Source organism: Curtobacterium ammoniigenes NBRC 101786 (assembly GCF_001571045.1).
In the GTDB taxonomy this organism is placed as follows: domain Bacteria; phylum Actinomycetota; class Actinomycetes; order Actinomycetales; family Microbacteriaceae; genus Curtobacterium; species Curtobacterium ammoniigenes.
Genome location: NZ_BCSV01000006.1, coordinates 121,943 through 130,158 on the forward strand (window position 1 = coordinate 121,943; position 8,216 = coordinate 130,158).

General features: G+C 65.0%; 6 protein-coding genes. 2 read left to right on the plus strand and 4 right to left on the minus strand.

Going from position 1 to position 8,216, the window contains the following annotated elements; translation table 11 throughout:
- Positions 1-761: 761 nt before the first annotated feature.
- The 3 genes from CAM01S_RS13075 to CAM01S_RS15310 all read right to left on the minus strand — a co-directional run bounded on the left by CAM01S_RS13075 (position 762) and on the right by CAM01S_RS15310 (position 4,050).
- Complete coding sequence (locus CAM01S_RS13075; protein ID WP_066522600.1) at positions 762-1,970, minus strand: IS110 family RNA-guided transposase; 1,209 nt, start codon at positions 1,968-1,970, stop codon at positions 762-764.
- Positions 1,971-2,365: 395 nt separating this feature from the next.
- Positions 2,366-3,688 carry a tyrosine-type recombinase/integrase gene (locus CAM01S_RS13080; protein WP_066522603.1) on the minus strand — a complete coding sequence of 441 codons (1,323 nt, stop codon included), beginning with the start codon at positions 3,686-3,688 and terminating at the stop codon, positions 2,366-2,368.
- Positions 3,688-4,050: a helix-turn-helix transcriptional regulator gene (locus tag CAM01S_RS15310; protein WP_083528046.1), complete on the minus strand. Its 363-nt coding sequence runs from the start codon at positions 4,048-4,050 to the stop codon at positions 3,688-3,690. The genes CAM01S_RS13080 and CAM01S_RS15310 overlap by 1 nt, the downstream gene beginning before the upstream one ends.
- A 552-nt stretch (positions 4,051-4,602) precedes the next feature.
- Here CAM01S_RS15310 and CAM01S_RS13085 point away from each other — a divergent pair.
- Both CAM01S_RS13085 and CAM01S_RS13090 read left to right on the plus strand, forming a co-directional pair.
- Positions 4,603-4,860 (plus strand): type II toxin-antitoxin system Phd/YefM family antitoxin, encoded by a 258-nt coding sequence (locus CAM01S_RS13085; protein WP_174520435.1) that lies wholly within the window; start codon positions 4,603-4,605, stop codon positions 4,858-4,860.
- The gene (locus CAM01S_RS13090) at positions 4,857-5,273 is read left to right on the plus strand and encodes a PIN domain-containing protein (RefSeq protein ID WP_066522607.1); all 417 of its coding nucleotides are present in this window, start codon (positions 4,857-4,859) and stop codon (positions 5,271-5,273) included. Before CAM01S_RS13085 ends, CAM01S_RS13090 begins: the two co-directional genes overlap by 4 nt.
- Before the next feature lie 352 nt (positions 5,274-5,625).
- On the opposite strand, the gene CAM01S_RS13095 is transcribed toward CAM01S_RS13090, so the two are convergent.
- Positions 5,626-6,303, minus strand: coding sequence for a hypothetical protein (locus CAM01S_RS13095; RefSeq protein WP_157071573.1), 678 nt, complete (start codon positions 6,301-6,303; stop codon positions 5,626-5,628).
- Between the last annotated feature and the right edge of the window lie 1,913 nt (positions 6,304-8,216).

An 8,216-nucleotide genomic window follows, 5' to 3' on the forward strand; every position in this document is an offset into this window, starting at 1 on the left:
GAGACAGCAGTAAGCAGTAAAGGTCCGATCGAGGGCCCAGGCGAAAGCGTCTGGGCCCTCGATCGCGTTTAAGTCGCGTTTTGCTGGCTGCGTGTCGCTTCGATTGCTACATGCTCGCCAGAGCAACGTCTATCAGCCGACGGAGACGAGCTTTCCGGCAGTGGCCTGTGCCCGCCGTGACGCGAGTGAATGCGGCAGGTCTGGCACATCCGTCCAGCGGGAGAATGCTCGGCTGGCAGGCGGCTGTTCCCGCGGTCTCCTTCGGATCGACCCCGCAGGATGGGAGCGCCTAGACGATGGGCACTGTCAGCACGTCCGTTCGACCGGGTGCCGTACAGTACTCCCATAAGGTGATATTGTCACATATGAAATTTGCGCTGCCCGTCCTTACTAGTTATCGTGTAGCCGGGGCATCTGCCTCGCGCCCGGCGCGACCGGCGCTCGAGAGCGTGACGCCTCGGTGCACCCGAGCACCCAGGGGCGCCGTCCGCAAGCTCAATCTCGCAGACGGCGCCCCTTCAGCCTTGGCTCGATAGTGGCGAGCGCAGATGCGAGCAAGTTCACCCCCCTTGTCGGTCGAGTCAAGGAGGCTCGCTGCTCACGAGCGCGTGTTCTGATGAACTCGGGGCTCCCGCTTGGCTACCTCATGTTGTAAGCGCCACGCGCTGCGGCGCCGCCAGACCTTTCCAGGAGAGGGTGTACGAGGATCTCGGACATTGGCGCGGGCGGGCGGTCGCCGGGGGGTGTCCCTATTCTTCCTGTCAAGCGGCGAGTGGGATGGGCGCTTGGTAGAGGGTGCCGTCGCGCAGCATGGCGTAGAGGACGTCGCAGCGTCGCCTGGCGAGGGCGATGAGGGCCTGGTTGTGGCGTTTCCCGGCGGCGATCTTCCGGTCGTAGTAGGTGCGAGAGACGGGGTCCCGAAGCGCTGCGAATGCGGAGAGGAACAGGGCCCGTTTCAGCGTCTTGTTGCCGCGACGTGAGGCGTGTTCGCCGCGGATCGATGAGCCGGAGCGCCGTGTGACGGGAGCGAGGCCGGCGTAGGAGGCGAGGTGGCCGGCGGATGCGAATCGCTTTCCGACGACCTCGGTGAGGAGCCTTGCTTCGGTCCTGACGCCGACTCCCGGCATGCTCGTCAGGACGGGGTGAAGAGGGTGTGCCTCCACGAGACGCTCGACCTCGACCGCGATCTCTGCTCGTTGCTGCCGCAACGATGCCAGTTGCATCGCCAACCGGGGCAGCACGAGCGAAGCGGCGTTCGTGCCGACCACGACGACGCTTTGCTCGGACAGTGCCTGCATGATCTGGGCCGCGAGGCGGCGGCCGATCCGTGGGGCGAGGACGCTCAACCGGTTCCCGAGGCGCTTCTCGCCGGCCGCGGCCAACGCCGCTGGTGATGGGTAGTGCTGCAACAGGTCCAGCACTGCCGGGTGGTCCAGGTGCGGGCCGAGGACCCGCTCGAGGGCGGGATGGATCTGGGTCAGCAAACCGCGGACTCGGTTGCTGGTTGCGGTGACCTGCCCGGCGAGGTCGTCATCGAAGCCGCAGAGCATGCTCAGTTCCGCGACCTGCGCATCGGCGAGCTGAATCGAGCGCAGCGCGTGCGGCAGCGTCCGGGCAGCTTCGGCGATGATCGCAGCGTCGCGAGCATCGGTCTTCGCCTCGCCGGCATGCAGGTCCGCGATGCGGCGCATCGCGAGACCGGGTAGGTAGCCGATCATGGCGCCCTCATCCTGCGCGACGGCGAGTGGCAGCGCACCGATCGTCGCGGGCTGGTCCACCACGACCAGCACCGTTCCCCGGTCCTTGAGGCCATGGATCAGCTCGCGCAACCGGTGTTCGTCGTTGGGGAGCGCCTTGTCGAACACCCGCTTGCCCGCCCGGTCGAGCGCGACCGCGTGGTGCTCTCCTTTGCCGACGTCGACGCCGACGAACACGTCGACGCCCTCGTAGCCGGCGATGCTCGACTCCATCCGAGCCCCTTCCAATCGCGACGGATGCCGACCCGAACCACGGCGACGAGTCCCGGCAGCCACGTTACGAACGACCTCGAGACGACCTCGGGCCCTGTCCCCATCAGCGATCACCCGCCACCAACCGGGCCCGGTGACAACACCCCCCAGATCATGAGCGACAGGGGGCAGCAATCATGCCGGGCCCGGCAGGCCGACAGCCACCAGCATCCTCATCCGGCAGCCGCGAAGAAAGTAACGGGGTCACCGCCCGCAGGACTTGGTAATGCCGGCAGTGCAGGCGACACGGGGGAGTTCGCACCGCGCGACTTTCGTGACGATTCGCTGCATGCGCGCCGCTGAGATCAACAGACGATCGAAGCGAGATCACCCGGTACGAAGGTTCCCCGCCTCACTCATTGCTCCATCCGGCGCGCGTACTCGACGTCCAGGAGGCGGCGAAGACGCGCGAGGTCGTGGGCATCGAGAGTTGGCAATGTCCCTGTCAACGAATCGAGGACTGCGCCCGTTGTGTCGCGCCCACTCGACGTGGCATTGGGGACGTCGACCGAGTGACCATTATCCAGGGCTTCGAGCGTCGCACGCACGTCCGGCGCCGCCTTTGCCCGCTCGATGTAGTGCTGTTCGGTAACCTGCACGCTGGCATGCCCGAGGAGTTTCGAGGCGGTATCGATGTCGTGGGCGCGCGCTACGAGTGTTGCGATGTAGCGCCGCAAGTCGTGCGGCGTGGCGCCCGGGAGACCTGCCTCGTCGCGGACCGATCTCCAGGAGCGGCTGAAGTTTGCCTTCGAGTAGGGCCTGCCGGTACGTGTGGCGAAAATGAGGCCTTCATCGCGCTGGCGCTGCCTGAGTCGTTTCACGAGCCACGCAGGGACCGGTACGGCGCGGAATGACGTCGACGACTTCGGTCGATCCTGAACGTGCAGTCCTTTCTGCCATGCGTCCGGCCCTCGGGCCACCTCGATGACCGTTCCCCGCACCGTGATCGTCGGAACTCGTGAGTCCAGGTCCACATGCTGCCACTTCAGTGCCAGCGCCTCGCCAACCCGCAGCCCTCCTGCTCCAAGGATCACATCGATGATGAGGTCGACCGGAAGGTGGTCCTTTCCCCCGACGGCGGCTCGCCGCCTTGCGACATCGCGAAGTCGCGTTACCTGGTCGGCCGTGAGCACACGGACCTCGCGTCGTGGCCGGGCAACGGAGGAGGTCGCGCGGGCGACATTGCTGTCGACCCATTCCTGTTCCATCGCGAAGCGGAACACCGCGATGAGAACGGAACGCAGTCCCCGCGCTCGCGCGTAGCGGCCCTGCAGAATGTACTCCCGCAGGAGTTGCTGCAGAGATGCTCGGGTGATGTCGGTGATCGGGCGGCTCCCAATGCGAGGCTTGAGGTGAATCCGTAGTTGTTCTTCGTATCGGCGAAGGGTGCTCGCAGGGCGTCCTGAGCGGGCGAGGTCGCTAAACCACTCCTCGGCGACCTCGTTGAAGGACTTGCTCGATTGGGTTGAGGGTTCCCATTGGCGCAGTTCGTTGATGCGCGAACTCAGTCTGGTGACGAGTACGCGCTTCGCTTCGGCTGGGGAGGCACCGGTCGCTCGAAGCTCTCGCGACTTACCGTCGGGATGGCCGTAGCGACAAGATGCACGGTATCGGCCGTCCTCGAGTCGGCGAACGGCAATGGTTCCCCATTGCCCGAGCGTGAGTGCTACTCGTCCCATCAGGCGGCCAATTGATGAGCTTCAAGCCAAGCATCCAGGTCCTGCTGGGAATAAACGACTCGCCCTCCGAGCGCGAACGCCCTCGGACCTCGGTCGCCGAATGCAGTTCCACGAGAGCGCCAATTGGCCAGAGTGCGCGGAGCCACGCCGAGATACCGAGCCGCTGCGTAGGACGGGAGCATTTCTTGTTGGGACTCGGGCGGTTCGTCGTCGCCAGTTCCCCGGAGTTCGCGTACGGCGTCAGCGAATCCGCGCTTATATCCCCGCTCGGTGGCGGATTCGACAATGCGGGCGAGCGCCTCCGCGAAAAGAAGCGCATCGTCTTCTCCGGAAGGATGTCCAAGGTCTTGGTGTGCTGGCATGACGGAATGCACTCCTCTGCTGAGGTTGATAATGCCATTCCGTCACCGACCTTCGGTGCTCCCATGTTGAGGGTAGCAGGCGGCTATTTCGCCGCCCCTAACGCTCGTTACGAATCGAGATCCAAGTCGGTCCCGTTCTGCATTGAAGGGCCTTGTTCGCACCGGTCCAAGACGCCCTGAACCCGTCTTGTCGTCCGCCAAGTAACTTGGCGGACTGCCACGCAGCGTGTCCGGAATTCTGAGGTGGGCAGGCCGTATGGCGGCGTCGACGCGACCCGTCGTTCTCGCGGAGCCGGGTGTCCTCTAGTTGGGCGATCGGTCGGCGTTTTTGGTCCGCGACGAAACAGCGGGACCACGAGAGGCGAGATCGCTCGAACGATCTACATCACCTAAAGTACCTTCACCGCATTTTTACGGGACAGGTACGGGAATGCCCGGTCAGGCGCAACGTGAGTGCGGTCTCGGGGTGTCGCTCAGGAGGTGATGCTGGTGAACGACCGGTAATGGCGGCACACTGCTGCCGTCCGTATCACCGGTGATACAATTGGTGACATGAGTCTCACAGCACCGCCCGACCACGAGGTGAGCGTGCGCGATCTGCGCAACCACGGCGGCCAGGTTCTCGGTCGCGTTGTCCGCGGCGAGACGCTCATCGTGACTAAGGATGGCACGCCTGTGGCCGAGTTGCGTCCCGTGCCCCGGCGCGGCCTGCCGGCCGCGGAACTCATCGCGCGGGCGAGGCGTGCGCCAAAGGTGGATGCCGAGTCGCTGCGCCGCGACATCGACGCGGTCTTGGACCAAAGCCTGTGAGGCACGAGAAGGGTGTTCTGGACACTTCCGCGGTGCTCCGATTGCACGAACTCGAGCCCGAGGACCTGCCGGTGGATGCCGCGATCACCACCGTGACGCTCGCGGAGCTTTCCGTGGGGCCGTTGCTGACACAGGACGATGAGGTGCGTGCCGCGCGCCTATCCCAGGTACAGCGCGCCGAGACGGACTATGGAGAGCCGATCCCCTTCGACGTCGAAGCTGCCCGCTCCTTCGCTCAGGTCGCGGCAGATATCCGCCGCTCCGGACGCAAGCCGGCCGCCCGGGCCTTCGACGCGCTGATCGCCGCAACCGCCAAGGCGGCAGGGCTTCCGCTCTATACCTTCAATGCCGACGACCTCCGCGGAGTCACCGGCCTCGAAATCGTCGCCTTGCCGCCAGAGCGCGGCGCATAGCGGTTCGGCACTACCCCGCTTCCATGGCTCTGCCGACCAGGGACTAAAACTCCCACGACGACGGATCCGCACCCCGCCCAGGAGCCGCCTGCTCAAGCGGGCGCAGTTCTGTCGGCCGTTGCCTTGCTCCGAGACACCGTGTTGCACGCGACTACTACGACTGCAATTTCGCGCAATGGAGTCGTCGCAATGAAGGCCGGTGCCGCTTCCGCAGGGGCGCGCGTGGCAAGGGTGCCGACGGGCACATGGCGATCAGGCTCTCTTCTACCCCGGGTCCTCGCCTCGCGACCTTCGCAGCCCTGTGGTCGCGAGCGCGCCTAAGCTGAGCGAGCCTGGTTCGCTAGGCGACGGTCTATGCCGCTTCACCCTCGATGTCGTCCTGAGCAGCCCCTCGGTGGCCGTCCCTCGTCGCTGACCGAGCTTCCAAAAGCCAGGCATCAATGTCTTGCCGTTCAACGGGCGCAAGATCGTTCAATCGGTGGAACTGCGCTCGAGCGTCGTACCGAAGCATCGCGGGGCTGCCACTCAACTCGAGCGCGAGCTGCCGGGCGGCGGGACGGAGGCTCCGCAGAATCGTTCCATCCTCAAGGCGAGCCTTCAGAGCGTATGCCAGCGCGAGCCGGATGCGCGGTGAGGTGGCCGCACGCATGACCCGACTAGCGCCCGTGAAATTATTCTTTGTCATGATCATGAGGCGGTCCACCTCGAAGACCCAAGGAACAAAGATCTCTTCAGCTCCCTCGTCAAGAACGATCAACCCGTTCTGATGCAGCGACTGCAGCGCTGAAGCAAACTCATCGACGGACAGCAAAGCGTAAGTGCGCCGCAGCCGCCCGATGCTCTCGCTCACCACACCGACCGTGCTCGTCCTGGAGGCGAGGAAGAAATACAACCCCGCGCTGGTCGCGGTAAACAGCCGCCGCATACGGAAGTCGAACAGAACGTCCGCATGAAACGCCCAGAAGCGCGTTCCCGCGAGCACCTCAACACGCTGCGGATCAGTCTTTTTGTTCGGTCTGATAGAAGCCATCACTCGGTCCCTTGCTGTCTCGGAAAATAATCGTTACCAGAATCATCACCGACCAGAGCGTCGAACGGGTCATCCAATTCAGGACCGCGTTCCCCCTTTTCAACGCACGACCATACGAGAGCACCTACCCCGCTCCCGTATCCGGCGCCGAGGGGTAGACGCCCACCGAGCAGATCTGCCGTTCCGCCCCGTGATGTGGCCACACGCGCGCATCCCGCAAACACCTCTGCCGTCACCGCTTCGAAACGGCGAGCACCATTCAAGCCTCAGATCGGCTCAGAAGCTCCCGATGCCCAGACCGAGACGACAGTGCCCCCGCGTTGCCGAATCAATCGGCGATCACCGGCGCACCCGTCCCCGAGAACGCAGACAAAAGCTCCCGCATCCGCGGTCCAAACCTCTCCAAACCCGAACGGAGCAGACGGACGCGAACACCCGCGGTGGCCGAGCCGACAGGCGATGACGCCACCGTGACCCCAGCGTCGCCCATCACTCGCAGCCAAATCCGCGCCAGCCCCTTCGCACGCGATGCGTACTTTGGTCGCGGTCTCCCGGTCGCCGGAACCCGCCCATGGAGCAGATTCACGACCATCACGACCCTCGCGCCGGAACAGCAGAGTCAACGCCCTCGCCAACCCATGAGGGCGAACGACAACCAGACGCTGCTGAAAACCGAGAGCCCTCGATGCGGCAGCTCGGCCCGCGCGTGCAAACCGCGCCATCGATCGCACCTATTGCAGCTACGACCAACGGCGCTGCCCGCGACCAAAGTACGCATGCGCACCCGTCGCCGCGACCGAAGTACGCACGCGCAGCACCACCGCGACTGGAAAACGCAGGTAGGACAGCGCGACCAGCGTCGACGCTCTTCGAAAACGTTGCCAGTGGTGCTCGAGCGAAACCGGTCCACTTTTCGTCGAGCGTCGACAGACCAGAGTGCGCACGCACGGACCTGCGACTGGGCTGGGCAGGGCAACGACCGGAGTGCCCATTGCTGCGACCAAAGTACGCACGCGCAGCATCGCCGCGACCGGAGTACGCACGTACACGCGCGACCAGAGTACGCACGCAAGGACCTGCGACTGGGTTGAGCAGGGCAGCGACCGGAGTGCCCACTGCCGCGATTGCAGTACGCGCTCGAACAGGAGGTCACTCGTCAGGATCGGTGACGCATTCGCAACGAGAAGAGACCAGGCGGACGAACAATTCCGCGACCTCGCACTCGAAGGTCCGGTAGTCGACCTCGTCGAACACCCAGCGCCCCATCGGCGTCGCCGGCACAGTTCCCCGACGGAGCCACCCCCGACCTGAGCGTCCTGGAGACGTGCTGCCAGACGGCGGACGCGAACAGGACCCTACGGCCCCGGCAGCAGGCGGCGATGGCGAGCACCCTCACGAGGCGCGTCTTTCCACTCCGGGCGCCCCTGAAAAGAACGACGATGCTTGCCTTGGTCAGGGCACCCCGGCCCGCGAGCGAGACGATCTGGTCTCAGCGGACGCCCGGCTCCTGGTGAAAACCGAACCCCTCCAGCATCTTCCGCGCTGGGAACAATGCACCCCCGATCCGCAGTTCCGCGCCCAAAACGCGCCGCTCGCGGCGCGAGTAGATCTGCTCCCATTCCACATCGACGAGGCCCACGGCCCCGACATAAGGTCCCCGATCGTTCTTTTATTCGCGATCGACAGCCAGTCCGCTAGCTGCGCACAAAGTCGCCGGCGACGCAAACGACCCGCGGGCATGAAGGAGGCCTCCCTGAGTCCAACAGCCCATTCAACAACGCCCTTAGCCCATCGAATCAAACGGCTTCGCCTCAACGAGGCGCTGACGGATAGGACAGTAGGAGCGGCGTAACGGCGTATGGACCCGCGCGAGTGGGCCGTGGACGGCGCGACCAACGGACGCCGCGACCAAA

Bases quoted from the DNA above. Each gene is read 5' to 3' on its own strand.
- CAM01S_RS13075 (WP_066522600.1), bottom strand. From the start codon at position 1,970: ATGGAGTCGAGCATCGCCGGCTACGAGGGCGTCGACGTGTTCGTCGGC.
- CAM01S_RS13095 (WP_157071573.1), bottom strand. From the start codon at position 6,303: ATGGCTTCTATCAGACCGAACAAAAAGACTGATCCGCAGCGTGTTGAG.
- CAM01S_RS13085 (WP_174520435.1), top strand. From the start codon at position 4,603: ATGAGTCTCACAGCACCGCCCGACCACGAGGTGAGCGTGCGCGATCTG.
- CAM01S_RS13080 (WP_066522603.1), bottom strand. From the start codon at position 3,688: ATGGGACGAGTAGCACTCACGCTCGGGCAATGGGGAACCATTGCCGTT.
- CAM01S_RS15310 (WP_083528046.1), bottom strand. From the start codon at position 4,050: ATGCCAGCACACCAAGACCTTGGACATCCTTCCGGAGAAGACGATGCG.